The sequence below is a fragment of the uncultured Sulfitobacter sp. genome, from assembly GCF_947499945.1.
Lineage (GTDB): Bacteria > Pseudomonadota > Alphaproteobacteria > Rhodobacterales > Rhodobacteraceae > Sulfitobacter.
Map to the genome: position 1 here is coordinate 567,567 of NZ_CANMQD010000002.1, position 25,107 is coordinate 592,673.

The 25,107-nt window shown below is 57.5% G+C and carries 22 protein-coding genes; 16 read left to right on the forward strand and 6 right to left on the reverse strand.

The features are described from left to right. Positions 1-88 precede the first annotated feature (88 nt). A complete protein-coding gene (locus Q0775_RS12975) occupies positions 89-1,927 on the reverse strand; it encodes a serine protease (protein ID WP_298861441.1) in 1,839 nt (612 codons plus the stop codon). 189 nt (positions 1,928-2,116) lie between these two features. Here Q0775_RS12975 and Q0775_RS12980 point away from each other — a divergent pair, with 189 nt between their 5' ends. The 8 genes from Q0775_RS12980 to glmM all read left to right on the forward strand — a co-directional run bounded on the left by Q0775_RS12980 (position 2,117) and on the right by glmM (position 12,513). Further along, positions 2,117-3,046, forward strand: coding sequence for a glycine--tRNA ligase subunit alpha (locus tag Q0775_RS12980; RefSeq protein ID WP_298861444.1), 930 nt, complete (start codon positions 2,117-2,119; stop codon positions 3,044-3,046). Next, the gene (locus Q0775_RS12985; RefSeq protein ID WP_298861447.1) at positions 3,043-3,579 is read left to right on the forward strand and encodes a DUF6446 family protein; all 537 of its coding nucleotides are present in this window, start codon (positions 3,043-3,045) and stop codon (positions 3,577-3,579) included. The genes Q0775_RS12980 and Q0775_RS12985 overlap by 4 nt, the downstream gene beginning before the upstream one ends. A gap of 30 nt (positions 3,580-3,609) precedes the next feature. Next, a complete protein-coding gene (glyS, locus tag Q0775_RS12990; RefSeq protein WP_298861450.1) occupies positions 3,610-5,724 on the forward strand; it encodes a glycine--tRNA ligase subunit beta in 2,115 nt (704 codons plus the stop codon). Positions 5,725-5,780: 56 nt separating this feature from the next. After that, entirely contained in the window at positions 5,781-8,348 is a 2,568-nt protein-coding gene (locus Q0775_RS12995; RefSeq protein WP_298861453.1) for a putative PEP-binding protein, read from the forward strand. Between the two features lie 119 nt (positions 8,349-8,467). Continuing rightward, a complete protein-coding gene (locus Q0775_RS13000; protein ID WP_298861456.1) occupies positions 8,468-9,136 on the forward strand; it encodes a cell wall hydrolase in 669 nt (222 codons plus the stop codon). A 92-nt stretch (positions 9,137-9,228) separates the two neighbouring features. Continuing rightward, positions 9,229-10,164, forward strand: coding sequence for a dihydroneopterin aldolase (locus Q0775_RS13005; protein WP_298861459.1), 936 nt, complete (start codon positions 9,229-9,231; stop codon positions 10,162-10,164). A 1-nt stretch (position 10,165) separates the two neighbouring features. Further along, a complete protein-coding gene (folP, locus tag Q0775_RS13010) occupies positions 10,166-11,167 on the forward strand; it encodes a dihydropteroate synthase (RefSeq protein WP_298861462.1) in 1,002 nt (333 codons plus the stop codon). Next, positions 11,164-12,513, forward strand: coding sequence for a phosphoglucosamine mutase (gene glmM, locus Q0775_RS13015; protein ID WP_298861464.1), 1,350 nt, complete (start codon positions 11,164-11,166; stop codon positions 12,511-12,513). The genes folP and glmM overlap by 4 nt, the downstream gene beginning before the upstream one ends. A gap of 75 nt (positions 12,514-12,588) precedes the next feature. On the opposite strand, the gene Q0775_RS13020 is transcribed toward glmM, so the two are convergent. Then, positions 12,589-13,509 (reverse strand): DMT family transporter, encoded by a 921-nt coding sequence (locus Q0775_RS13020; RefSeq protein ID WP_298861467.1) that lies wholly within the window; start codon positions 13,507-13,509, stop codon positions 12,589-12,591. Positions 13,510-13,642: 133 nt separating this feature from the next. On the opposite strand from Q0775_RS13020, the gene Q0775_RS13025 reads away from it, so the two are divergent. Beyond that, positions 13,643-13,813, forward strand: coding sequence for a hypothetical protein (locus Q0775_RS13025; RefSeq protein ID WP_298861470.1), 171 nt, complete (start codon positions 13,643-13,645; stop codon positions 13,811-13,813). Between the two features lie 83 nt (positions 13,814-13,896). On the opposite strand, the gene ilvC is transcribed toward Q0775_RS13025, so the two are convergent. Then, positions 13,897-14,919, reverse strand: a complete 1,023-nt coding sequence (gene ilvC, locus Q0775_RS13030; RefSeq protein WP_298861473.1) for a ketol-acid reductoisomerase — start codon at positions 14,917-14,919, stop codon at positions 13,897-13,899. Positions 14,920-15,049: 130 nt separating this feature from the next. Here ilvC and Q0775_RS13035 point away from each other — a divergent pair, with 130 nt between their 5' ends. From Q0775_RS13035 to Q0775_RS13050, 4 genes are all read left to right on the forward strand, one after another. Continuing rightward, entirely contained in the window at positions 15,050-15,505 is a 456-nt protein-coding gene (locus tag Q0775_RS13035; RefSeq protein ID WP_298861476.1) for an Lrp/AsnC family transcriptional regulator, read from the forward strand. Beyond that, positions 15,502-15,957 (forward strand): Lrp/AsnC family transcriptional regulator, encoded by a 456-nt coding sequence (locus Q0775_RS13040; RefSeq protein WP_298861479.1) that lies wholly within the window; start codon positions 15,502-15,504, stop codon positions 15,955-15,957. The genes Q0775_RS13035 and Q0775_RS13040 overlap by 4 nt, the downstream gene beginning before the upstream one ends. 135 nt (positions 15,958-16,092) lie before the next feature. Beyond that, positions 16,093-17,217, forward strand: a complete 1,125-nt coding sequence (locus Q0775_RS13045) for an aminotransferase class V-fold PLP-dependent enzyme (RefSeq protein ID WP_298861482.1) — start codon at positions 16,093-16,095, stop codon at positions 17,215-17,217. A 34-nt stretch (positions 17,218-17,251) separates the two neighbouring features. Next, positions 17,252-17,818: a hypothetical protein gene (locus tag Q0775_RS13050; RefSeq protein ID WP_298861485.1), complete on the forward strand. Its 567-nt coding sequence runs from the start codon at positions 17,252-17,254 to the stop codon at positions 17,816-17,818. Positions 17,819-17,836: 18 nt separating this feature from the next. Here Q0775_RS13050 and Q0775_RS13055 read toward each other — a convergent pair whose 3' ends face one another. Then, on the reverse strand, positions 17,837-19,213 hold the full coding sequence (locus tag Q0775_RS13055) for a M20/M25/M40 family metallo-hydrolase (protein ID WP_298861487.1): 1,377 nt from the start codon (positions 19,211-19,213) through the stop codon (positions 17,837-17,839). A gap of 198 nt (positions 19,214-19,411) precedes the next feature. Here Q0775_RS13055 and hemA point away from each other — a divergent pair, with 198 nt between their 5' ends. The 3 genes from hemA to ispG all read left to right on the forward strand — a co-directional run bounded on the left by hemA (position 19,412) and on the right by ispG (position 23,244). Continuing rightward, the gene (gene hemA / locus Q0775_RS13060; RefSeq protein ID WP_298861488.1) at positions 19,412-20,635 is read left to right on the forward strand and encodes a 5-aminolevulinate synthase; all 1,224 of its coding nucleotides are present in this window, start codon (positions 19,412-19,414) and stop codon (positions 20,633-20,635) included. 125 nt (positions 20,636-20,760) lie between these two features. After that, positions 20,761-22,008 (forward strand): helix-turn-helix domain-containing protein, encoded by a 1,248-nt coding sequence (locus tag Q0775_RS13065; RefSeq protein WP_298861491.1) that lies wholly within the window; start codon positions 20,761-20,763, stop codon positions 22,006-22,008. Positions 22,009-22,116: 108 nt separating this feature from the next. Beyond that, positions 22,117-23,244: a flavodoxin-dependent (E)-4-hydroxy-3-methylbut-2-enyl-diphosphate synthase gene (ispG, locus tag Q0775_RS13070; protein ID WP_298861494.1), complete on the forward strand. Its 1,128-nt coding sequence runs from the start codon at positions 22,117-22,119 to the stop codon at positions 23,242-23,244. Here the strand turns inward: ispG and Q0775_RS13075 are convergent. Both Q0775_RS13075 and Q0775_RS13080 read right to left on the reverse strand, forming a co-directional pair. Next, positions 23,241-24,437 (reverse strand): UbiH/UbiF family hydroxylase, encoded by a 1,197-nt coding sequence (locus Q0775_RS13075; RefSeq protein WP_298861497.1) that lies wholly within the window; start codon positions 24,435-24,437, stop codon positions 23,241-23,243. The two genes, ispG and Q0775_RS13075, sit on opposite strands and share 4 nt — an antisense overlap. Before the next feature lie 13 nt (positions 24,438-24,450). Then, a complete protein-coding gene (locus Q0775_RS13080) occupies positions 24,451-25,095 on the reverse strand; it encodes a pyrimidine 5'-nucleotidase (protein ID WP_298861498.1) in 645 nt (214 codons plus the stop codon). Positions 25,096-25,107 lie beyond the last annotated feature (12 nt).

Sequence of the window (25,107 nt, forward strand, 5' to 3'; positions counted from 1 at the left end):
ACCGCGGGCGACGAGCCGTCACTTCGAAAAAAGACGGACCGGACTATTCGGAAAACTCCGATCCGCCTCTGACAGCTTGAGGGTGGGGTTACTCCCAGCAGCTGACCAAAACTGTCATGCCGCTTGCTTTTTCGGACAGCTGGAAGGCCGTGAGGCTCGCTGTGCCCTCTGCAGCGGCGGAAGGCAGTTTGATCCCCGCTTTGGCGCTCACGGCGACAACTGTTGACGACGCTAACGCAAAGCTCACATCATCAGGCAGTTCCGGGCCGCCATCGGGCGCCACCGTAATCATGCCGATCACTGCACCAGTGCGGTCGAGTACGGGGCCACCTGCATCACCTGCACGGGCGCGTAAGGCGAGGCGGCTGATGTTCTCTTCACCTTGCAGGCCACGAATATCCGCCAATGTGCCAAAGTTCATCGAGGGCGCGCTCAGCACACCTTCAAAGGAGTATCCTGCCACGGCAACTTCGCTTTGTAGGCGACCTGGCTGGCTTGCGAAACTTGCCACCGCCAAGGGCGCAAGAGCCGCTTTCGGCTTGAGCAACGCTACACCGCGTGCAGTGTCGTCCAAGACCACTTCGGCATCGGTATCGCCGTCTAGCGTGATCCGCGAGCAGCTTTGAACTGCGGCCGACGTGGTCGCAACATTGCCTGCGTCATTGATGAAAAAGCCTGACCGAGACATCTTTGGCTTGCGGATTTGCAGGCCCGAGATGAGGTCGATCGACTGTTGGGAGGCGTCCCCCGCCGAAGCGCTCAGCACGCCGGGCATACGGGTGAAGCTGCTGCGCATCTCGGCAAGCAGACGGCGACGACGTTCTTCGTCTCCCGCTGGCCAGAGCAGAGTGAAGCCTTTGATCTCTCCATTGTCGAGAGAAGCTTCTGTATAGCTGATCATACGGCCATTCTCGCCCACCAGCGTAAAGCTGGACTTGCCCCGTTCGCGCGGCCCGCTGAGAGGTACGATTTCAAGCGTCTGCATGATTTCATAAAGGCCAAAAAGGGTGTCCTGATCGCCAGGCTGGCTGATAAGCAGCACGCGTGCTTCGACATCGCCTGTTGGTGTGTATTGGGCAAATGGAGGCTCGTAGCGGTCAAATTTTACCACCCCCATCGGCAGAGTCATTTCTATTCCAGCCTGCGCATCACGCACGGTTTGCAGGCCGAGGCCTTCAAGCACGGCATTATATTGGGTTTTAAGGGCGGCACGCTGGAGCGTGGTCAGGATGCCTGTTTTCTCGAAATTGTTGGCCTCTTGCCATGCGGCCATGGAGTTGCGGGTGCCACGGCCAAAGGAGCCGTCGATTCCGGCGTTATAGAAACCTGCCCACTGCAACATGACCTGAAGCTGTTTTTTTTCGTCGCGGTTCAACTCGCGCTCGCTGCGCTGGGCCTCGGCCGGCGTCTCGTCTGCGGGTTCTGGCTCTGGCTCTGGTGCTGGCGCGGGCGTCACTTCGGCTACAACAGGGGCTTCTTCTGTGGCCTGTGATGCGGGTGCCTCTGTTATGGGTGTTTCCTGATCGGGCTGCTGCGGGGGGATCGTTCCGTTGGGCGCGTCAACGGCCCCCTCGCCCAGAACATTTGCGCCAACGGGCCAGAATTGCTGGCGCAGGCGGTTCGAGCGCTGGATGAAGCTGTCACGGGGGACAAGACCGTCGCGGCGGTATTGGCGCAGCACGATGTCGGCATCTGCACGGCGATAGGGACCGACAACCACCGCATACCATCCGCCGCCCACGGCAAACCCGTTGACGTCTTCGAGGAGCGTTGCATAGGCGCGCGCGCGATCCGTGGCGCGAGCCAGTGACTGCTGTGCTTCGATCTGGACCCAGACGACCTCATCAGGATCATCCGACTGCGCATATGCAGCGGTTGAGACGCAAAGGGTCAGGGCAGTTAGAAAGATCGATAAAATGCGCAGCATCGGCTTATAAACTCTCAAAAGATTACTTTGCGGCACATAAACAGTATTTCATGGTGATTCCCATATAAGAAGCGACTGTTTGACCGAGATTTTAACCCTTCGCGGCCTCTGGGCGCATCTGTGCTGCCGCTGATTGACCCTTGGGGCGGCGCGGCCTAGTAAGAGCGCCAAATGGCAAAGGACTTTAACATGTCAGACACGCCCCGTTCGTTTCAAGAGATTATCCTGCGGTTGCAATCCTATTGGGCGCGCCATGGCTGTGCAATTCTACAGCCCTATGACATGGAAGTGGGGGCGGGTACGTTTCACCCTGCCACGACTTTGCGCAGCCTTGGCACGAACCCTTGGGCCGCCGCCTATGTGCAGCCCTCGCGCCGCCCGACCGACGGGCGCTATGGCGAGAACCCCAACCGTTTGCAGTATTACTATCAGTATCAGGTGTTGATCAAACCAAGCCCGCCCAATTTGCAAGAGCTGTACCTTGGCTCGCTGCAAGCGATTGGTGTGGATATGGATCTGCACGACATCCGTTTTGTCGAGGATGACTGGGAGAGCCCGACGCTGGGCGCGTGGGGCCTTGGCTGGGAAGTCTGGTGTGACGGAATGGAAGTCAGCCAGTTTACCTATTTCCAGCAGGTCGGCGGGCATGACTGCCATCCTGTCTCGGGTGAGTTGACCTACGGACTGGAGCGTTTGGCGATGTATATCCTCGGCGTGGATCACGTGATGGACATGCCGTTCAACGACCCTGACGCGCCCATCCCGCTGAGCTATGGCGATATCTTTAAGCAGACCGAGGAAGAATACGCGCGCTGGAACTTTGATGTGGCAAACACGGATGTATTGCTGCGCCATTTTGAAGAGGCCGAAGCCGAGTGCAAGACCATCATCGAGCAAGAGCACATGGACCCCAAGACGGGCAAACGTATCGTCATGGCGCATCCTGCCTATGACCAAGCAATTAAGGCGAGCCATATGTTTAACCTGCTCGACGCGCGTGGCGTGATTTCGGTGACCGAGCGTCAGGCCTATATCGGGCGGGTGCGGGCACTGACCAAGATGTGTGCGGATGCATTTGTGCAGACCCGCGCAGGCGGCTGGACCGGTGACGCGACATGATGGGTAAAATTTTAGGAACGGTAATTATGGTATCTGCTCTGCTCGCCGGTGCGGCGCTTTATTATCTTCAGGTCTACGGCTTTTACGAGGAAGTAGATGCGCCTGCCGAGGGGATTATGTTGTTGCCGCTGGGCAGTGCCGAGGGAGAAGTGATCCCGATGGAAAATTTTCGCGCGATTGATGCGGACAGTTCTCCCATCCGCTACCGCGCCTGTTTTAATACGCCCTACAGCCTCGCGCTTCTGACCGAGACATTCCAGATGGTGGAGGACATTGAGCCGCGCAATGCGCCGGGTTGGTTCGACTGCTTTGACGCGGCGGCTCTTGGTGCGGAATTGGAGGCGGGCACAGCACTCACGTTCCTGAGCCAGAAGAACATCCATTTTGGTGTCGACCGAATTGTGGCCGTGACCAGCGACGGGCGCGGCTATATCTGGCACGAGCTGAATGATTGCGGCGACAAGGCCTATGACGGCACGATTGTGGGCGAGGAATGTCCGCCGCTGCCTTCGCGCATTGCACCAACAGAATAACGCCGCTTGCGGCAAACCCGAGGACTTCCCGTGGCTGATCTGCTGATTGAACTATTCTCCGAAGAAATCCCCGCACGCATGCAGGCGCGGGCCGCTGATGATCTGAAGAAGCTGCTGACCGATGGCATGGTAGAGGCGGGGCTGACCTATGCTTCTGCCGCTGCTTTTGCGACGCCGCGCCGTTTGTGCCTGACGGTTGAGGGGTTGCTGGATGCCAGCCCCCGCACGGTGGAAGAGCGTAAAGGTCCCAAGGCCGATGCGCCCGAGAAGGCGATTGAGGGCTTTTTGCGCGGTGCGGGTCTGACCCGCGATGATCTGGAAAAGCGCGACACGCCCAAGGGCGCGATCCTGTTTGCGAAGATTGTGAAAGAGGGGCGTCCAGCAGCAGAGATTATTGCTGACGTGCTGGAGCATACAATCCGCACCTTCCCGTGGCCCAAGTCTATGCGTTGGGGCAATGGCACGCTGAAATGGGTGCGCCCGTTGCATACAATTCTGTGCATCCTGAGCCGTGAGGATGGTGCCGAGGTTGTGCCGCTCGACGTGGATGGCATCGTTTCGGGGAACACGACCTATGGGCACCGTTTCTTGGCGCCCGATGCGATTACGGTGAACAACTTTGACGATTACGCGGCCAAACTCAAGCGTGCGTTTGTGGTGCTGGACAGTGCCGAGCGGCGCGATGCGATCTGGCATGACGCGACCAATATGGCCTTTGCCAGTGGTATGGAAGTTGTCGAGGATGCGGGGCTGCTGGCCGAAGTTGCGGGCCTTGTTGAATGGCCTGTGGTGCTGATGGGGCGGATTGGCGATGACTTCCTCGATTTGCCGCCAGAGGTTTTGCAGACCTCTATGAAAGAACATCAAAAGTTCTTTTCCGTACGCAACCCCAAGACGGGCCGCATTGAGCGGTTTGTGACTGTTGCCAACCGCACGACTGCGGACGATGGTGCTACGATTTTGGCGGGGAACGAGAAGGTGCTGTCGGCGCGTCTGGCCGATGCAAAGTTCTTCTGGGACAATGATCTGCGGATTGCGAGATCTGATGTGGGCATGGCGGCGTGGGTCGAGAACCTCAAGAACGTGACCTTCCACAACAAGCTGGGCACACAGGCCGAGTTGATTGATCGCATGGCCGTGCTGGCGCGGGCGCTGGCCCCGATGGTCGGCGCCGATGCCGATGATGCAGAGCAAGCGGCGAAGATTGCCAAAGCTGATCTGTCGTCCGAGATGGTCTACGAATTTCCAGAGCTGCAAGGGCTGATGGGCCGTTACTATGCGCTGGCCGCTGGTATGAGCGAGGAGGTGGCAGCCGCCGCCGAGGAGCACTACGCGCCGCTCGGGCCGTCCGACGATGTGCCCACTGCGCCTGTCTCGGTCGCTGTGGCTTTGGCTGAGAAGATCGACAAACTGACAGGCTTTTGGGCGATTGATGAAAAGCCTACGGGGAGCAAAGATCCTTTTGCGCTGCGGAGAGCGGCGCTGGGGGTTATTCGGACGTTGGTTGAGAATGATATTTCTACTGACCTGAGCGCTGTAGCGTTAAAAGGATTCGGGGCGCATAGAGTAAAATTGGCTGATCCATCGGAAGAAGCAGATTTCACTAATCTTGATCTGCCGATAAACCTTCTAGACTTTTTCCACGACCGCCTCAAAGTCTATCTCAAAGACCAAGGCATCCGTCATGACATCATCGACGCTTGTATCGCGATGGAGGGCAATGACGATCTGACGCTTCTGGTGAAGCGGGCGCGGGCGCTCAGCGATACGCTCAAGACCGACGATGGGGAGAACTTGCTGCAAGCGTTCAAGCGGGCGAACAATATTCTGTCTCAGGCTGAGGCGGGGACCAACCTTGAGTATTCTCACGGTGGCGATGTGAAATTTGCCGAGACGGATGAGGAGCGTGCGCTGTTTGCAGCACTCGATCAGGCGGATAGTGTGATTGCCCCTGCCATGAAGGCGCAGGATTTCTCGACGGCGATGTCGGCGCTGGCGTCTTTGCGCCCCACGCTGGATGCGTTTTTCGAGGCGGTACAGATTAATACCGACAACGATGTAGTGCGCCGCAACCGTCTGAACCTGCTGGGACGTATTCGCACGCTTTGCGCCTCTATCGCGGACCTGACAAAGATCGACGGCTAACGTTACGCTACGGCGCACAGAGTAAGCAAAAGCTTGCCCTGTGCCGCCAACCCCCTATGCTGCATCTGAAACCAAAGGATGCCGCAGTGCAGAATAATCCTGATACCACGCTCATCACGCAAACGGCCCCTGTGGACACCAACACGCACGGGGGGCGGGCGAAATGCTTGCAGCGGCTTGTACGTATGGACCTGCCTGTGCCGCGCACGGTGGCCTTGTCTTTCAAGACGGTCGGCAAGATCGCCAACGGTGCGCTGCCTGATGTGAGCTTGATTGTGGAGCAGTTCGACAGCGAGGCGCTGCTCTGTGTGCGCCCGTCCTCTCAGGATCCCGATTGGGGTGGACCGGGGGCTGTGCTCAACATCGGGATGAACGATGCACGGTTCGAGAAATACAGCGCTTTGATGGGCGAGGACGCTGCCGCAGCACTTTATTCCCGCTTTATTCAGTCTTATGCGATCAATGTGGCCCGCCTTGACCCCGATATGTTTGACCATATCGAAGGGGAGGGCCGTGCCGCACTGGACGAGACGATTGCCGCCTACGAGCTTGAGGCGGACGAGAGGTTTCCCCAATCGCGGCGCATTCAGTTGGCGGCAGTGCTGCGCTCGATGGCGCGGGCGTGGAATGGCACCTCGGCGCGGCTGTTGCGGCAGGCAAAAGGTGCACCTGCCGATGCGGGGCTGGGCCTTGTGGTGCAGCAAATGATATTCGGTCTGGGCACGGGGCACTGTGGCTCTGGCGTGTTGCAATTGGTGAGCAGTGAGACGGGTGCACCGCAAGTGACAGGGCGCTATCTCAGCCAAAGTCAGGGGCGTGATGCGCTGGAGGGTGATAGTGGCGCACTCTATCTGACACGTGATCCGCGTGGCCGCTCGCTCGAAGAAGAGTTGCCAGAGGCGTTCGAAACGCTCAAAACCTATGCCAGCCTGATGCGGGTGCGCCTGCGTGCCGAAATGCAGGTGGAATTCGCGATTGAAGACGGTGTTGTGCATATTCTGGACGGGGTGCGGGTGTCACGCTCCTCCCGTGCGGCGGTGCGCATTGCTGTGACCTTGGCCCAAGACGGGGTGATCAGCCGCGAAGATGCGCTGATGCGAGTGCAGCCGCGCCTGCTCACTGAATTGTTGCACCGCCAGATTGATCCCTCGGTGCGCCGTGACGTGGTGGGCAAGGGGATTGCTGCCAGCCCGGGTGCCGCCACGGGCAAACTGGTGTTTGATAGTGCCGAGGCGCAGGCGAGTGCCGCGCGGGGTGAGGCCTGTATTCTGGTGCGCCGCGAGACATCAAGCGAGGATGTGCGCGGTATGCATGCGGCGAATGCGGTCCTGACAGAGCGGGGCGGGATTACCAGCCATGCCGCTGTGATCGGGCGCGGGATTGGCCTGCCGTGTGTGGTGGGCGCGTCGAGCATGATCTTTAACCAGCGTGACAAGACGATTACGGCCAAGGACGGCCGCGTGTTCTGCGCAGGCGACGAGATGACAGTTGATGGCTCTACGGGGCAGATCCTCGCGGGGGCAGCGGTGTTGCAAGAGGCAGCTCTGGACGAGTATTTCCAACAGCTTATGATCTGGGCGACCGAATGTGCCGACATCAAGGTGCGCGCCAATGCCGACACCCCGCAAGATGCGCAAACGGCGCGGAATTTCAACGCTGAGGGTATCGGGCTGTGCCGGACCGAGCATATGTTTTTCGACAGTGGCCGCCTCACAGTGATGCGTGAGATGATCTTTGCTGACACCTCTGACGGACGTCGCGCGGTGCTGGAGCGGTTGCTGCCGATGCAGCGCGAGGACTTTACCCAACTTTTTCACATCATGCAGGGACAGCCCGTCTGTATCCGTCTGTTTGATCCGCCCTTGCACGAATTCTTGCCGATGGATGCCAGTGGCCAGCGCGAGTTGGCCGAGGCGCTGGACCTGCCGCGCTCCGATGTGACGCGACGGATTGAGGCGATGCGCGAATATAACCCGATGTTGGGTCTGCGTGGTGTGCGCCTTGGGATCACAGTGCCCGAGATTTACGATATGCAGGCTCGTGCGATTTTTGAGGCGATCGTGGACGCAGGCGAGAATGGCGACGCGGTGATTGCAGAAATTATGATCCCGCTCGTGTCCGCGCAACGCGAGGTCGAGTTGGTCAAAGCGGCGATTGACGCTGTCGCCCATGCGGTGCGCCAAGAGCGCGGTGTGGATTTTCAATACCGTCTGGGTGTGATGGTCGAGACACCGCGTGCCTGTTTGCGTGCGGGTGAGATTGCGCCGCAGTGCGAGTTCCTCAGCTTTGGAACCAATGACCTGACACAGATGACTTACGGATTGTCACGTGATGATGCGGGGCGGTTTATGTCGGATTATGTGCAGCAGGGCGTGTTCGACGAAGACCCGTTCCACACCCTTGACCATGACGGCGTGGGGGAGCTTTTGATGCTGGGTGCCGAACGTGGGCGCCGCGCACAACCGGGCATCACATTGTCGGTTTGCGGGGAGCATGGCGGCAACCCCGAATCGATAGCATTTTGTCGCGCGGCAGGTTTTGACTATGTGTCCTGCTCTCCGTTCCGCGTTCCCGTGGCGCGATTGGCTGCAGCACAGTTGGCAATTGCTGATAAAAAACAATAGGCTATTCGCGCCGGAGTCGGTTTTCGGCGATAGCTTGCCCATTTGGGAGCAACTGTGTTGTCGCGGTCATGGCAATCGGGGTAGGTCCGCGTCGGATCAACGATGCCGGAGAAGTGGCGATGCAATCTTTGAAATTAATGTACAGTCTCGCGATTGTGGTGGCACTGGGCATGGCCCTGCCAACAGGTGCTCATGCCAATACAATGGCCCAGAGCCTTGCTAAGATCGAAGCACGCGGGCTTGCCTCAATTTCTGCGGATCGGTTGAAAATTCTTTCCAAACCACCCGCCATTGCGGTCTCGGCATCAGCGAACAGTGAAGTTCTGTCCGATGAGATATTTACCCGCTCCTGGTTGGCGGCACAGCCAAAGGCCAAAGGCTCGTCAGAGTTTCAGTGTCTGGCAGAGGCGCTCTATTTCGAGGCGCGCGGCGAGACAGTCAAAGGCCAGTTTGCCGTTGCTGAAGTGATCCGCAACCGCGTAAAGTCGAAGCGCTTTCCCAACAGCTATTGCGGTGTGATCAATCAGGGTACGGGCAAAAAGCATCGCTGTCAGTTTAGCTACACCTGTGACGGCAAGCCCGAAGTCGTGGCAGAGCCCGCAGCCTATGCGCGGGTCGCAAAAGTTGCGCGGGCGACCATTGATGGCAAATCGCCTGACATCACGAAGGGTGCTACGTTCTATCACACAACAGCGGTCCGCCCCAGCTGGTCCCGCAAGTTTACCAACACCGCTCGCTTTGGTGTGCATCTGTTCTATAGCCGTGGCGCACGTACGGCGAGCAACTGACGCAAAGCATGCATTTTAGGGCGTTTGCCGCTCTCGACGCAGAGCTCATGGCGGTATAAACGCGGGTGAAACCGATTGCCGGAGCCTGCCCCATGTCGTCGTCATCCTCGTCCGAGACCCGCCTTGCCTTTGCCCATCCGTCAGAGCGATCTGTTGCGACTGCGGCAACCGATGCGTTGGACCGTATTTCGGTACGCGACCACACCGTCGAAGTCGAGATTGGCGCGTTTCAGGCAGAGCGCGGGGTTACGCAACGGATCTGTTTTAACGTCGTCGTCGAAGTGAAACCACTGAGCGGTCCGATTGATGATGATGTGGACCGTATCCTGTCATATGACCGTGTAACGGAGGCTATTCAGGGTGCGCTGGCCATAGAGCGTTTGGCGCTGCTTGAAACTCTGGCCGACCGCGTAGCCGAGCGTATTTTGCTGGAGCCGCAAGCGATGCGGGTCTTTGTACGCATCGAAAAGCTTGATCGTGGCCCTGGTGCGCTGGGTGTCGAGATTGTGCGGGCGCGTGATGGCGCCCCCCCCGCCGAAATCGCTCTTGAGGCGACAGCGCAACCCGAGTTGGTGTTCCTGAGCAATCCGGCAATTGCGTCACCGCATTTGACGGGCTGGCTGGATCAACTGCATGCGCAGGGAAGCCCTTTGGTGCTGTGCGTGGGCGCATCTGACGTCCCCGCCCCGCAAGTGCCGCACAAAATGGCGCAGCGGCGGATTGATCTACTGGCGATTGAGCAAAACGCATGGGTTCTGGCCGCGCGGGATGATCGCTGTGTCGTGGTAGAAACGCGCACCGAATTGGACTGGGCGATGAAGAATGGCCAGACCTGTGTCTGGGCACCTTCCAAAATTGTGCTCGACAGCGTGGATACGCCCTCCGCGCAGCCACGCGATGCTGTTGCCTTGGCCGCGTGGTTTGCTGCGACGTTTGAGGCCCGTGAAATGTTGGTGATCGGGGATGAAATTCCCGCCAACGCTTCTGTTCCGCTGCGTGCAGTCTCCGCTGAGACAAAGACCCTTTAGTATGACGCGAAAATACTATCGCCCTATAGTCAACTGCGATGTGTCGCGCCCGGACGGGGCAATGCCTGTCGCGGGTGGATGGTTTGCTGATGTAGAAGTTTTGCAGCGTGGACAAGAGTCTGTTGTGGTTGCTGCACACCTAGTACCTGAACCCGAGCTTGCCTTGCTGCATGCTCACGGGGATTCTTTGGCGAAGGGGCCTCAGATCATGGGCATCTTGAACGCCACCCCTGACAGTTTCTCGGACGGTGGGCTGCATGCTGTCGCCGCAGATGCAGTTTCAAGCGGGCTGGCCATGGCGCAAGCGGGTGCGGAAATCCTCGATGTCGGGGGGGAAAGCACGCGGCCGGGTGCGCAGACAGTTCAGAGCGCAGAAGAGATTGCCCGTGTAGTTCCTGTAATAGCGGGGCTTCGCGCGGCAGGATTTAGCGGGGTGATCTCAATTGATACTCGTAAAGCGGACGTGGCGCGCGCGGCATTGGCGGCAGGAGCGAATTTTATCAATGATGTGTCAGGGTTCACCTATGACCCCAAACTGGCGCAGGTTGCGGCACAGGCGGAAGTAAGCGTATGCGTGATGCATGGACCCGTTGATCCAGCGACGATGCACCTTGATCCGCACTTCGATGATGTCGTGCTGGATGTGTATGACTTTCTAGAGGGCCGTATTGCGGCGCTTGAATCTGAGGGCATTGCACGCGCGAATATTGTCGCCGATCCGGGTATCGGTTTCGGCAAAACGCTGGATCATAATCTCGCGTTGCTTGCACGATTAAGCCTATTTCACACCCTATGCGTCCCGATCCTTTTGGGAGCGTCGCGCAAAAGGTTCATCGGGACAATCGGGAATGCGCCCCAAGCGACGGGTCGCATGGCGGGGTCAATCGCGGTAGCGCTTGCAGGAATTGCGCAGGGCGTGCAGATTGTAAGGGTACATGATGTTGACGAGACAGCACAGGCAATTGCACTTTGGCGTGCGAGTAGGGCGGGAATGACGATATGACAAAACTTTTTGGAACAGACGGCGTGCGTGGCACGGCTAACATCCACCCCATGACTGCCGAGACTGCACTGCGCATTGGTGCAGCGGTTGGCCGTTATTTCCGCCGTGAAGGGGAGGCCTCGGTGCACCGTGTCGTGATAGGCAAAGATACGCGTCTGTCGGGATATATGTTCGAGAATGCGCTGACTGCCGGTCTGACCTCCACTGGAATGAACGTGCTGTTACTGGGCCCTGTACCGACACCTGCGGTGGGGCTCTTGACCCGTTCCATGCGGGCGGATTTGGGCGTGATGATCTCCGCCAGCCACAACCCTGCGGTAGATAACGGCATCAAGTTTTTCGGGCCAGACGGTTTCAAACTGTCCGATGCCGTTGAAGCAGAGATAGAGGCGCTGGTGGCGCAAGGGGTGGAGCCAACGGGAGCCGCACAGATCGGCCGCGCCAAGCGGATTGACGATAGCCGCTTTCGCTATATCGAACGTGTAAAATCAAGCTTCCCGCGCCAACGGCGTCTGGACGGTCTAAAGGTAGTAATTGATTGTGCCAATGGCGCGGCGCATCACGTGGCCCCAATGGCCCTCTGGGAGTTGGGCGCGACAGTTATCCCCGTCGGGGTTTCGCCGAATGGCCATAACATTAATGACAATTGTGGGTCGACTCATCCGCAAGTCGCGGCCGAGACAGTTGTAGCGCATGGTGCGGATGTTGGCATCTGTCTGGATGGCGATGCGGACCGTGTGATTTTGCTCGATGAACACGGAAAAGTCGGAGACGGCGATCAATTCATGGCGCTGATGGCTTCGCGTTGGAAAGCTGAAGAGCGGCTCAAGGGCGATGCACTGGTGGCGACGGTAATGAGTAACCTCGGACTTGAGCATTTTTTGACGGATCGAGGTGTTAGACTTGAGCGTGCAAATGTCGGTGATCGCTATGTTGTAGAGCGGATGCGTGCGGGTGGATTTAACCTTGGTGGTGAACAGTCGGGTCATATTGTGATGACTGACTATGCTACAACGGGCGATGGTCTCATGGCTGGACTACAGTTTTTGGCAGAGATGATCCGTTCGGAAAAACCTGCGTCCGAATTGATGCATCAGTTCGAGCCGGTGCCGCAACTGCTTGAAAATGTGCGCTTTGCTGCGGGTCAGGTGCCGCTGGATGATACCCATGTGCAAGCGGCGATCGCACAGGCAGAAAGCGATCTGTCAGGCGGGGGACGTTTGCTTATTCGGAAGTCGGGAACCGAGCCTTTGGTGCGGGTGATGGCAGAGCATGAGGATGCGGGCCTGATGGAGAGCGCTGTGCAATCTGTGGTCGCCGCCGTTCAGGATGCGGTCAAAACGTGATCTGAACGAACAGGCGTTGCCTGTGCGAGATTTATTCGGGCGCACCTGTTGAGGTGGTGCGCTTTGGAAGCGATCTTAACGGGTGAAGAGGCGTCGCAGGGCGCCATATTGGCTGAGGCCTACCCCAAGCAAGATCAGTGACATGGCCAGCAAAAGGGATTTGGGGAGCGCTTCGTTGAGGATCAGCGCGCCAAGGACCACGGACCAGACGGGGACCTGATAGTTGACCAATGACATGAAGACGGGGCCTGCACTGCGCACAACCAGCACGCGCAGAAAGTTTGCGCCGGCTGTGGGGATCAGGCCGAGGAAGGCCAGTACGCCGAGAATTTCCAACGAGGGCATGGGGGGCGGTCCCTCAACCGCCCAAGCCACGGGGATGGACATGGCAGCACCTATGAGGAGCAGCACTGTTGCAAGACCTATGGGATGGGCCGCAGGCAGGCGGCGCAACATGATCGAGCCGATGGCATAGCAACTGGCGGCAAGCACACAGGCAACGCGGCCCGGTGTTTCGAATGTAGCGCCCGTTGTCTCGAATGCCTGTGCACCAATGAGGATCACCACACCGACGAAGCCTATGAGAAAGCCTACAGTTTTGCGGGGGGTCATCCGTTCCCCCGGAACGGTGAAATGCGCAAGCGGGAGTACGATCAGGGCAACGGCGGCCATGGAGACACCTGCAAACCCTGATGTGACGTATTGCTGGCCCCATGCGAGCAGGGAGAACGGGATGGCAGAGCTGAGACCGCCGATTATGATCATGTCGCGGCGTGCTGTGTTGTCTACTTTCTCAGAAAACAATGGAAAGCCCATGATCGCCCAGATTGTCGTCATCAGCACTGCTGCAATCGCGACGCGTGACGCGGCCAGCCAAAACGGTGGCATGCCACCTGCAAGGGCCACTTCTGTCACCATAAATGTACCGCCCCACGTGAGGCCAAGGATTGCAACCATGAGCCAGCTGAGCGGGGTGATTTGGGGGGATGTGTTCATCGGGCCAGATAGGGGCAAAGACGGGGGAGGGGCAAGGTCCGCAATCCGCTCATCCGAGAGTGGACTCTAGTGGGTGGGAACTTTGTCCCCTTCCAGAGTGTTTGATTTTGAACCATTTAGAAGGAGAATTGATATGGACTGGACCTCTTTGACGGCTGTGCTGGCACTGGTGACGCTTTTATCAGCTATTGGATTTGCCTTTTATTCCAAGCGGAAAGTCGACGCGCGCCGTGACGATGACACTGCGCCAAAGTCCACTTTGGCAAAAGACGCAAATTCGCGCGGTAAGCCAGCAGACGTATGATCCCGCTTTTTCGGACTTTTGGGAAATGAAAAAAAGGCCCGCGCAAATGCACGGGCCTTTTCGTCAGAGTTTGTAACGAGTGCTTAGTTTTTTGCTTTGTCGACCATTTTGCCTGCAGAAATCCAAGGCATCATGTCGCGCAGCTTGCCACCGACAATTTCGATCTGGTGCTCGTCGTTTGAGCGGCGTGATGCTTTGAGTGTTGGCTGGCCAACTGTATTTTCCAGCATAAAGTCACGCACAAATTTGCCGGACTGGATGTCTGACAGTACCGCTTTCATGCGGGCCTTTGTTTCGTCATAGGGCAGGATGCGTGGGCCGGAGACGTACTGGCCGTACTCGGCAGTGTTGGAGATGGAGTAATCCATGTTGGCAATGCCGCCTTCATAGATCAGGTCAACGATCAACTTTGTCTCGTGCAAGCACTCGAAGTAAGCCATTTCGGGCTCGTAGCCTGCTTCAACAAGGGTCTCGAAGCCCATGCGGATCAGCTCAACGATACCGCCGCACAGAACAGCCTGCTCACCGAACAGATCGGTCTCGCACTCTTCGCGAAAGTCCGTCTCGATGATGCCGGAGCGACCGCCACCAATTGCGGAACAATAAGACAGACCGATTTCAAGCGCTTTGCCGGACGCGTTTTTGTCAACGGCCACAAGGCATGGCACACCGCCGCCTTTTGTGTATTCGCCGCGTACAGTGTGACCGGGGCCTTTTGGCGCCATCATGATCACGTCGATGCCTGCTTTCGGCTCAATCAGGCCGAAGTGTACGTTGAGGCCGTGGGCAAATGCTATGGCGGCACCCTCACGGATGTTGTCGTGCACGTATTTCTTGTATGTCTCTGCCTGAAGCTCGTCGGGCATTGTGAACATGATCACATCGGCCCAAGCGGCTGCTGCTGCGATGTCCATAACTTTCAGGCCTTCGCCTTCGGCTTTGGCGCGGGAAGGGGAGCCTTCGCGCAATGCGACGACGAGGTTCTTGGCACCTGAGTCGCGCAGATTGAGAGCGTGGGCGTGGCCCTGTGAGCCGTAGCCGAGGATCGCAACTTTTGCGTCCTTGATAAGATTTACGTCGCAGTCCTGGTCATAATAAACGCGCATGGCTTTATCCTTTTGATTTGATCTGCGGTGCACAATAGGGAGTTTTGGGGCTGTTGCCATTGCTGTGATATGAGTTTAATTGATCAAATGAAGATTTTGATGCGTAATTTTGGAGTTTGGTGAGAAAATCATGCTTGATGATCCGGATCGGCGGTTGTTACGGTATTGGCAGGCGGAGCCGAGCCTGTCGCAAGGCGAATTGGCCGAACGCGCGGGGATGACCACGGGACGTGCGGTGCGGCGGATTGCACGGATGCAGGAGCTGGGCGTGGTGCAGGGTGTAGGGGCAGTGATTGATTGGGCAGCTCTTGGCTATGCGGTGGAAGTCTCGCTCAGGATTACTTTGGACAAGACTCAGGGGAACGCGTTTGACGCCTTTCTGGCGCAGGCGCGCAAGGTGCCTGAAGTAATCGAAGTGCAGACGTTTTTGGGACGTGTCGATGTGCGCCTGTCGATTATTGCGCGAGATATGGCGCATTATCAGCAGATTTACCGCAGCAGTATCCTCGCTCTTCCGCATATCTCTGAGATTGAGGCGTTAATGCATGTAGCGCGGATCAAGACGAGTGAGGGGCTGCCCCTGTGATCGAGATTGATGATATTGACGCGAAGTTGTTGCGGGCTTTGGCGCGGGACGCGGCTCAGAGTGCGGGTGCGCTGGGGCGGCGTTTCGGTCTGAGCCAACCTGCCACATGGCGGCGGATCAAACGGCTAGAGGAAACGGGTGTCATCAGCGGCAAACAATTGCGCTTGGATGCGGAAAAGCTTGGATTTGGGGTTACGGTTTTCTTGGGCGTCAAGCTCGCGCTGCGGGGGCGTGTAAGCTTGGAGGATTTCGAGCGCGCAGTAACGGCGATCCCCGAAGTGCAGACTGTGGAGCATGTTCTGGGCCTCTATGATTACCGCCTGCGGGTGGTGGCGCGTGATCTGGCCGATTTTGAGCGGGTGTTGCGGCGGCGGATTATGACGTTGCCTGGTGCGGGCGATGTGGAGGCGAATGTGTTGCTCAGTGAGGAGCGCTTGCCGGGGCCTTTGTGAGACGCTTAAAGGAAACTTTTGACTGCCTCCCGTGCTCTCTTTGGGTCAGAAGAGCCTCCGGTATACCCAGATAAACTTTGCCAAGTGGGGAATGAGTTTCTATCCCTGTGGTTAAATTCAGATGGAGATATCAAAATGGCATTGCTTGATACGGTGGACCCGCAAGGGTTGGAAGAATTCTCGGTTGTGTTCACGGACCGCTCGCTGAACTCCATGAGTGGCGCATTCCAGCATGTGATGCGCGATATTCACGGTATGCTGTGCGAAGTATACGGTGCGGCATCGGCTGTGGTGATCCCGGGTGGCGGCTCTTACGGAATGGAGGCTGTCGCCCGGCAGTTTGCGCGCGATCGTGATGTGCTGGTGGTGCGCAACGGGTGGTTTTCCTATCGCTGGAGCCAGATCATCGAGACGGGCGGGCTGACCGCGAACACGACTGTCATCAAAGCGCACCCGCAGGGCAATGCAGCACCCGCACCCTATGCGCCTGCGCCGATTGACGAAGTTGTGGCCGCGATCAAGGAGCAAAAGCCACAGGTTGTCTTTGTGCCCCATGTGGAGACTTCGGCGGGTGTAATCCTGCCTGATGACTATATTTCCGCGATGGCGGAGGCCGCGCACAGCGTTGGAGCGTTGATGGTGTTGGACTGTATCGCCAGCGGGTGTGCATGGGTCGATATGAAATCTCTCGGCGTTGATGTGTTGATTTCTGCACCGCAAAAAGGATGGAGTGCGCAGCCCTGTGCGGGGTTGGTCATGTTGTCGGAGCGTGGTGTGGCGCGGTTGAAAGAGACGCAGTCGGACAGCTTTGCCCTTGATCTGGGAAAGTGGCATGCGATCATGCAGGCTTACCTCGACGGTGGTCACGCTTATCATGCCACCATGCCGACCGATGCTCTTCGGGTGTTTCGCGATACGATGTTGGAGACCAAGGAGTACGGGTTCGCGCGGCTCAAGGAAGCGCAGTGGCAGCTGGGCGAAGGCGTACGTGCGATGATGGCCGACAAGGGTGTGAAGTCGGTAGCCGCAGACGGTTTTGGTGCACCGGGTGTGGTGGTGTGCTATACAGATAATCCTGATGTGAAGTCGGGAAAGGCGTTTATGGCCGAAGGCATGCAGATCGCGGCGGGTGTGCCGTTGCAAGTGGGCGAGCCTGAGGGATTCAGCACATTTCGTCTTGGGCTGTTTGGGTTGGACAAGCTGTATGATGTAGACGGGACATTGGGACGGTTGAAGGTCGTTGTAGACAAGGTTCTGTGAATTTGCTCGTTCCTAAAATAGAAGTGAATGAACTTTGAAACATAAGCTTATCACAGTATTTGCGGCGCTTACTCTTGGCGGCCTTCTGACGGGCTGTGCAGTGTCTCAGGTAGGCCGTCTGGCGGTGCCACAGGCCAGCGGCTTGACCTGTTTTCCAAGCGGTGTCTGCGTGGAAGATCCTGCGCGGATTGGCGAGGCGACTGCCTTGAGGGATGATGCTCTTTCGTTTGTACAGGGCAAGATGGGGCGTATGTCCGTCACACCGCGACTATTGTTTTGCGCAACAAAAGGCTGTTCCGAAAAATTTGGTAATCCGAAGGTCGGTGCCCAGTATTTTTGGGGAACGAACCAGATTGTTGTAAGTGACACAGGTTGGGTAAAGTTCATCGTTCGCCATGAGATGATACATCATTGGCAGGCAGAAAAATTTGGCGCCGCCGAAAGCGCCAAAACCTTGCCGCAGTGGTATGTTGAAGGAATGGCCTACGAGTTCAGCAATGATCCGCGCAAAACTATACCAAATCCCGCCGCGCAAAAACAACGTGCACGGTTTCGCGCATGGCTGGCTGCGGGCAACAACTGGCGTGTGCCGCCAAAGTGATGCCCGCAGGTTCTCAATTTAGGTGATCGCGTCGAGAATTCGCGCCCATGAGCGGATCCCTTTGTGAAAGCTTTCCATGTCGTATTTCTCGTTCGGGGAGTGGATCTGGTCGTCATCTTTGCCAAACCCGATGAGGACGGGCGTGGTGCCGAGGATCGAGGCGAAATGCCCCGCGATGGGGATCGAGCCGCCGCAGCCGATATAGGCGGCGGGGGTCTGCCATTCATCAGACAGTGCCTTAAGCGATTTTGCAAATGCGGGATCATCGGTGGGGGTGCTTGAGGCGCGGCTGGCGCCGTGATCGGCCCATTCAGCTGTACAATCTGGCGGCAGCATGTCCTCCACCATCTTGCGAAAACTTTCGCGGATCACGAGCGGGTCTTGATCGCCCACAAGGCGGAAAGAGATTTTGGCGCTGGCTTTGGAGGGCAGAACGGTCTTGAAACCGTCGCCCTGATAGCCGCCGCCGATCCCGTTGACTTCGCATGTGGGGCGCGACCAGATCATCTCGAGCGGGGTGCGGTCCTGCTCGCCTGCGGGGTGGCTGAGACCGACATCATTGAGGAACCCTGCATGGTCGAAGGCGAGGCCCTGCCACTGGGCCTCTAACTCTTCGCTAAGTTCTGGCACGCCGTCGTAAAATCCGGGAATTGTTATGCGCCCCTGATCATCGTGAAGCGATGCGATGATGCGCGAGAGCACGCGTATGGGGTTCATGGCAATGCCGCCAAACATACCCGAGTGGAGGTCTTTGGAAGGGGCGGTGATGGTCAACTCTTCGCCCAGCAGACCACGAAGCATAGTGGTTATCGCGGGCGTGCGGCTTTGAAACATGCCAGTGTCGCAGATCATCGCAAAATCGGTGCGCAGCTCGTCCTTGTGCTCTTCCATAAACGGCACGAGGGAGGGTGAGCCTGATTCCTCTTCGCCCTCGAAGAAGAAGGTAATGCGGCAAGGCCAGTCACCCTCGACCTCTTTCCACGCGCGAAATGCCTCTAGAAATGTCATTAATTGACCCTTGTCGTCGGCGGCACCGCGGCCACGGATCACGGGGCCAGCATCGGTTTCCTCAATCGCAGGGTCAAACGGGTCACGGTCCCACAAGTTGAGCGGGTCAACAGGCTGCACATCGTAATGGCCATAGAAAAGCAGATGCGGTTTGCCATTTTCCGGCCCGACATGACCCACCACCATGGGATGGCCGGGGGTGGGGCGCTTTTGCGCATCTATTCCAAGGCTTTGCAGATCCGCAACGAGCCAGTCAGCCGCTGCGTCGCAATCCGCTTTGAAGGCAGGATCGGTCGAGATTGACTTGATCCTTAGCAAATCCAACAACCGGTCGGTGGCGGCGGGAAGATCAGCATCAATTTTGGCAAGAACGGCATCGAGGGACATAACGTGCTCCTGAAAGGGGATGTTTAGCGCGAACCTATCAGGCGTAAGAGGCTTGTCCAGTGGCGGGAGTTTCGCATCGGAAACAAGCCTGCGACACTACGCGCCCGTTTGTGTGTTGAAGGGTTTGGAACCATTCTATATTCAACAATGGAATTGGTAATTGCCCGCGCGCGGCGCCCAACAGTTACGGAGATGCGCATGACCTACTCGGACCAGCTTGATCAGGCGATTGCTCGTCTGCATGACGAAGGCCGCTATCGCACGTTTATCGACATTGAGCGGCGCAATGGAAACTTCCCGCATGCGGTCTGGACGATGCCCGACGGTATTGAAAAAGATATTACCGTTTGGTGTGGCAACGACTATCTCGGGATGGGGCAGCACCCCGTTGTGCTGGAGGCGATGCACGAGGCGCTTGATGCGACGGGTGCAGGTTCTGGCGGGACCCGCAACATCTCTGGCACGACCGTTTATCACAAGCGGCTTGAGGCCGAGCTGGCCGATTTGCATGGCAAGGAAGCGTCACTGCTGTTTACCTCTGCGTATATCGCAAACGATGCAACACTCAGCACATTGCCAAAGCTGTTTCCGGGTTTGATTATATATTCCGACGCGCTCAACCATGCCTCGATGATCGAAGGGGTGCGCCGCAATGGCGGGGCCAAGCGTATATTCCGTCATAACGATGTGGCGCACCTGCGCGAGTTGCTGGAAGCTGATGATAGCGACGCACCCAAGTTGATCGCGTTTGAGAGTATCTATTCCATGGATGGTGATTTTGGTCCCATCGAGGCGATCTGTGATCTGGCCGACGAATTTGGCGCACTGACCTATATCGACGAAGTCCATGCAGTGGGCATGTACGGGCCACGCGGGGCAGGGGTGGCCGAGCGCGACCGCCTGATGCACCGCCTCGATATTATTAACGGAACATTGGCCAAAGCATACGGCGTAATGGGCGGCTATATCGCTGCATCAGCCAAGATGTGCGATGCAATCCGCTCTTATGCACCCGGTTTTATTTTTACCACATCCTTGCCGCCTGCGATTGCGGCGGGGGCTGCGGCCTCTGTCGCCTACCTAAAACGCGCACCTGAATTGCGCGAGAAACATCAGCAGCAGGCAAAAGCGCTTAAGCTGCGGCTTAAGGGGCTCGGCCTGCCGATCATCGACCACGGGAGTCACATTGTTCCTGTCATGGTAGGCAATCCAGTGCATACGAAAATGCTGTCGGATATGCTGCTGCAAGACCACGGTATCTACGTGCAGCCAATCAATTTTCCGACTGTTCCACGAGGGACGGAGCGTTTGCGGTTTACGCCGTCGCCAGTTCACGGACCGCATGAAATGGATGCCCTTGTGAGTGCGATGGACGGCCTTTGGGCGCACTGTGCGCTGAATCGTGCCGAACAGGCTGGCTAAATCTTCAATAATTCGCTAATATGTTTGCACCGTGTTACGTTTGGCATAACAAAAGCCTGTGGCGAATCAACAATTTAGATCGTCACGATAACAGGCGCGAACGATAAGTGGGCTAAGGTGTTGGTATGATTGGGCGTTGGGCCTCCAAGGGCAAAGCAGAAGAAGAAGTCAAATCATCTGGATTTGATGCCTTTGAATTGCGTCTTGGCGATCTCATGCGTGGTGAACGTGCGACCTTGGGCAAATCCCTGCTCGACGTACAGCGCGAATTACGCATCAAAGCATCTTATATTGCCGCGATCGAGAATGCCGATCCTGACGCATTTGACACGCCCGGTTTTATTGCAGGGTATGTTCGCTCCTACGCGCGCTACCTCAATATGGACCCTGATAAAGCGTTTAACGCATTTTGCTCCGAGAGCGGTTTTAGCGTGGCGCACGGCATGTCTGCCGAGGCTTCTGTCGTGAACAAACCGTCGCGTGAAGAGCGTCTGAGCCGTAAGGCCGACCATGATATCTTCTCCCGTCCTGTGATGCCGTTTGCCCCCGGTGGTGATGGTTTCCTGTCGCGGATCGAGCCTGCGGCAATTGGATCTTCGCTGATTTTGGTCGCGCTGATTGGTGCGATTGGCTTTGGTGGCTGGAGTGTTTTGAAAGAAGTGCAGCGTGTACAGGTTTCTCCAGTGGATCAGACCCCTGTGGTGCTCTCCGACCTTGATCCTTTGCAGGCCAATGCGCCTGAGCAGAACACGACGAACAGCGTGACAACACCTTCCGTGCTTGCTGATGCGCCGCGTGTTGAGGCACTCGACCGTTTGTACCGCCCCGCGGCATTGGATGTGCCAGTGCTTGTTGCGCGTGATGCGCCGATTGCGACACTTGATCCGGGTGCAGGTGGCTTGTTTGAAACACCTGTTGCGCCCATGCTGTCTGCTGCCGTTGACGGTGCGATTGCCGACGCTTTGGCGGAGCCCACTCAGATGGCTGGTCTGACGGTGCCACAAGTTCTTGAAGGGCCTGCGCCTGCTGTGCAAGTTGTGGCCACCGCAGAAACTTGGGTACGTATCACGGCGGCTGACGGCACCAATATCTATGAGAAAGTAATGCAGAAGGGTGACACGTTCGACGTCCCTGCGCTTGAAGAAGCGCCATTGCTCCGTACAGGGCAAAGTGGTGCTGTTTATTTCGTAATGAATGGTGAGTTTTTTGGTCCTGCGGGAAGCCGCGGAAGCGTGACATCCAATGTGCCATTGCAGCAGCAGGCCTTGGCCGAGCTTTACCAGCCTGCACAGCCCGGTCAGGATAGCGCACTTGAGACAATGGTTGCAGAAATGCGTGCTGTTGCTACACCGGAGGTTGGTGCGGACCAATAGGTCGCAGCGTTAACTCCCGCTAATCGTCCAAATTCGAACAGCTTTCCATTGCAGCGCATCGCTTGCATGGCTACTTATGGCATGTCTGAACTGTCTAGTGAGGTTGACATGTCGCTCAATCATATCCGTCCTTGGCGCAACATCTATCGTCGTAAATCGCGTCAGATTATGGTGGGGAATGTCCCTGTGGGCGGTGACGCACCGATTTCTGTGCAGACGATGACCAACACGCTGACCACAGATGCAAAAGCCACGATTGCGCAGATTCAGGCTGCCGCAGATGCAGGCGCCGATATTGTGCGGGTCTCGGTCCCTGATGTGGAGAGCTCCAAAGCGCTCAAGCAGATTGTACGCGAAAGCCCCGTGCCGATCGTGGCGGATATCCATTTCCACTATAAGCGCGGTATTGAAGCGGCGGAGGCTGGGGCAGCCTGTTTGCGGATCAACCCCGGTAACATCGGGGACGAGAAGCGGGTCAAAGAAGTCATCAAAGCGGCACGCGACAACAACTGCTCAATCCGCATTGGTGTGAACGCAGGGTCGCTGGAAAAACATCTGCTCGATAAATACGGTGAGCCCTGTCCCGATGCGATGGTCGAAAGTGGCCTCGACCATATAAAAATTCTGCAAGACAATGATTTCCACGAGTTCAAGATCAGCTGTAAGGCGTCTGATGTGTTCATGGCGGCGGCTGCCTATCAGCAGCTGGCCGAGGCCACTGACGCGCCGATCCACCTTGGTATTACCGAGGCGGGTGGCCTGATTTCAGGCACGGTCAAATCCGCCATCGGTATGGGCAACCTACTGTGGATGGGTATTGGCGACACGATCCGCGTCTCTCTCTCCGCCGATCCGGTGGAAGAAGTGAAAATGGGCTTCGAGATCCTCAAATCTCTGGGCTTGCGCCATCGGGGTGTGAATATCATCTCCTGCCCGTCTTGTGCGCGACAGGGATTTGACGTCATCAAAACAGTCGAAACGTTGGAAAAGCGTTTGGAGCATATCAAAACGCCCATGAGCCTGAGCATCATTGGCTGTGTTGTGAACGGCCCCGGTGAGGCGCTGATGACAGATGTGGGCTTTACCGGCGGCGGTGCTGGCGCGGGTATGGTTTATCTTGCGGGTAAACAAAGCCACAAGCTCGACAATGCAAAAATGGTCGAGCATATCGTTGAGCAGGTTGAGGCCCATGCGGCGAAACTCGACGCTGAAGCGAAGGCTGCCGAGGAAGCTTAACGCATCCCCAAGCCCATCTGCATGAGCATTTTACGCACAGGTGCAGCGCCGTAAAGTGCGCTGAGGCCTGCGGCGCGTGCATCGCGTGCGAGTGTGCTGCTGGCCTGACTGGTGCGATTGAGCAGGTCGATGCCGCGCACCCGCAGCGTAATATCACCGTACCGTGCCGTATGGTATGCATCCAGCATGACCGCATCGCCCAAGCTATCGCGCCTTTCTTCGGCCAAGTCCAACAAGGTTGCGATATCGTTGAGCGACATGTTCAAACCTTGCGCACCGATAGGCGGCATGACGTGCGCAGCTTCCGCGATCAGGGCCACACGCTCAGCGGTCAGCCGATTTGCATGTTGGGTGATGATGGGCCAGACCTGACGCTTACTGACCACAGTGAGAGGGCCAAAGTGATGGGTGGAGCGGATCGATGCTTCTTCCTCAAAAGCTGCGACATCCATTTCCATACGCTCTTGGGCCAGTCGGCCATCGTCCATCCAGACCACGGCAGAGCAGGGCATGCCGTCGCGGTCGGGCAAGGGGACCAGCGTGAAGGGACCACCCGTGCGGTGGATTTCCGTCGATACATTCTTGTGCGGGATTGGATGGGTGACTGCAAAGACAATCGCCTTTTGCCCATAGCGTTGCGTGCGCACAGGAATGCCAGCCGCAGTGCGCATGGGTGAACCGCGTCCGTCAGCGGCAATCACCAGCTTCGTCTCGATTGTGGTGTCATCGCTCAGAGTTACCTTTGCGCTGCCTTCACGGGTGAAGAGGCGTTTGGTGCCAACGCCTGCGCGGAAATCCACTCTGTCCAGCACCTCAAGCCGCGCCATCATTTCGCGGCGCAGCAGCCAGTTGGGAAAGTTCCAGCCAAAGGGCAGATCCGAAATGTCAGCTGCATCGAATTCGCGAGTGACACGTGGTTCGGGGTCTTCGCCGCCAGCATCGATGATCCTCATGATTTGCAAAGGGGCGGCATGGGGGGCGAGGCGGTCCCAAAGACCTGCACGCTCCAACAGCATCCGCGCAGGCTGTAGCATGGCAGTTGAGCGCAGGTCGGCCCCATCAGCCGCGCCGTCAGTGACTGGCGGTGTCGGGTCCACGCAAATAACTTTGAAACCTGCGGAGCCGAAAGCCGCGGCAGCCGTCAGGCCGGCGATCCCTCCGCCAGAGATGAGAATGTCACAAGTATCGGTCATGGGCGCGGTCCTCTTACAGCAACGTCTGTAGGAAAGAAGATAGGTCGTCCGTATGGTATTGAACATGCGGCGCGTCGGCGCGTGTAGGGGCCACATGGACTGTGCGCATGCCCAGTTCATGCGGCACGGCCAGATTGCGCGGGTCATCCTCGAACATGGCCGCCACTGTCGGCTCAAGCCCATCCAGCGCAAAGATGGCATCAAAAGCGCCGCGCTCGGGCTTGGGGAGGAAGCCTGCGTGTTCTACACCATAGACCGCATCGAATAGACCTGAGAGCCCCCGCGCCGCCAGCACACGTTCTGCATAAGGCTCACAGCCATTGGTGTAGACGATGCGCCTGCCCGGCAGGGCGCGTATGTGGGCGGCGAGGACAGGATCAGGTGTCAGACTGTCCATTGAGATATCATGTACGTCGTCAAGATAGGGCGCAGGATCGACATCATGCTCACGCATCAGGCCAGCGAGCGTGGTGCCGTGTGTTTCCCAGTAGTGCAGGCGCAGCCTATCGGCTTCGGCGCGGTCCACGCCAATCGTCTCCATCACCCAATTGGTCATCCGCACTTCGATCAGATCGAAGAGGCGTGCTTCGGGCGGATAGAGGGTATGATCAAGGTCAAAGACCCAAGTGGTCACGTGGGAGAAATCAGCAGCGCTCATACTCTTGTGGTA

Excerpts from the sequence above, each read along its gene's own strand:
- Q0775_RS13065 (WP_298861491.1), top strand. The coding sequence starts at position 20,761 with ATGATTGGGCGTTGGGCCTCCAAGGGCAAAGCAGAAGAAGAAGTCAAA.
- Q0775_RS13055 (WP_298861487.1), bottom strand. The coding sequence starts at position 19,213 with ATGTCCCTCGATGCCGTTCTTGCCAAAATTGATGCTGATCTTCCCGCC.
- Q0775_RS13045 (WP_298861482.1), top strand. The coding sequence starts at position 16,093 with ATGGCATTGCTTGATACGGTGGACCCGCAAGGGTTGGAAGAATTCTCG.
- Q0775_RS12985 (WP_298861447.1), top strand. The coding sequence starts at position 3,043 with ATGATGGGTAAAATTTTAGGAACGGTAATTATGGTATCTGCTCTGCTC.
- Q0775_RS13000 (WP_298861456.1), top strand. The coding sequence starts at position 8,468 with ATGCAATCTTTGAAATTAATGTACAGTCTCGCGATTGTGGTGGCACTG.
- folP (WP_298861462.1), top strand. The coding sequence starts at position 10,166 with ATGACGCGAAAATACTATCGCCCTATAGTCAACTGCGATGTGTCGCGC.
- Q0775_RS12980 (WP_298861444.1), top strand. The coding sequence starts at position 2,117 with ATGTCAGACACGCCCCGTTCGTTTCAAGAGATTATCCTGCGGTTGCAA.
- Q0775_RS13025 (WP_298861470.1), top strand. The coding sequence starts at position 13,643 with ATGGACTGGACCTCTTTGACGGCTGTGCTGGCACTGGTGACGCTTTTA.
- Q0775_RS12995 (WP_298861453.1), top strand. The coding sequence starts at position 5,781 with ATGCTGCATCTGAAACCAAAGGATGCCGCAGTGCAGAATAATCCTGAT.
- Q0775_RS12975 (WP_298861441.1), bottom strand. The coding sequence starts at position 1,927 with ATGCTGCGCATTTTATCGATCTTTCTAACTGCCCTGACCCTTTGCGTC.
- Q0775_RS13080 (WP_298861498.1), bottom strand. The coding sequence starts at position 25,095 with ATGAGCGCTGCTGATTTCTCCCACGTGACCACTTGGGTCTTTGACCTT.
- glmM (WP_298861464.1), top strand. The coding sequence starts at position 11,164 with ATGACAAAACTTTTTGGAACAGACGGCGTGCGTGGCACGGCTAACATC.
- ispG (WP_298861494.1), top strand. The coding sequence starts at position 22,117 with ATGTCGCTCAATCATATCCGTCCTTGGCGCAACATCTATCGTCGTAAA.
- ilvC (WP_298861473.1), bottom strand. The coding sequence starts at position 14,919 with ATGCGCGTTTATTATGACCAGGACTGCGACGTAAATCTTATCAAGGAC.
- Q0775_RS13075 (WP_298861497.1), bottom strand. The coding sequence starts at position 24,437 with ATGACCGATACTTGTGACATTCTCATCTCTGGCGGAGGGATCGCCGGC.
- Q0775_RS13020 (WP_298861467.1), bottom strand. The coding sequence starts at position 13,509 with ATGAACACATCCCCCCAAATCACCCCGCTCAGCTGGCTCATGGTTGCA.
- Q0775_RS13035 (WP_298861476.1), top strand. The coding sequence starts at position 15,050 with ATGCTTGATGATCCGGATCGGCGGTTGTTACGGTATTGGCAGGCGGAG.
- hemA (WP_298861488.1), top strand. The coding sequence starts at position 19,412 with ATGACCTACTCGGACCAGCTTGATCAGGCGATTGCTCGTCTGCATGAC.
- Q0775_RS13005 (WP_298861459.1), top strand. The coding sequence starts at position 9,229 with ATGTCGTCGTCATCCTCGTCCGAGACCCGCCTTGCCTTTGCCCATCCG.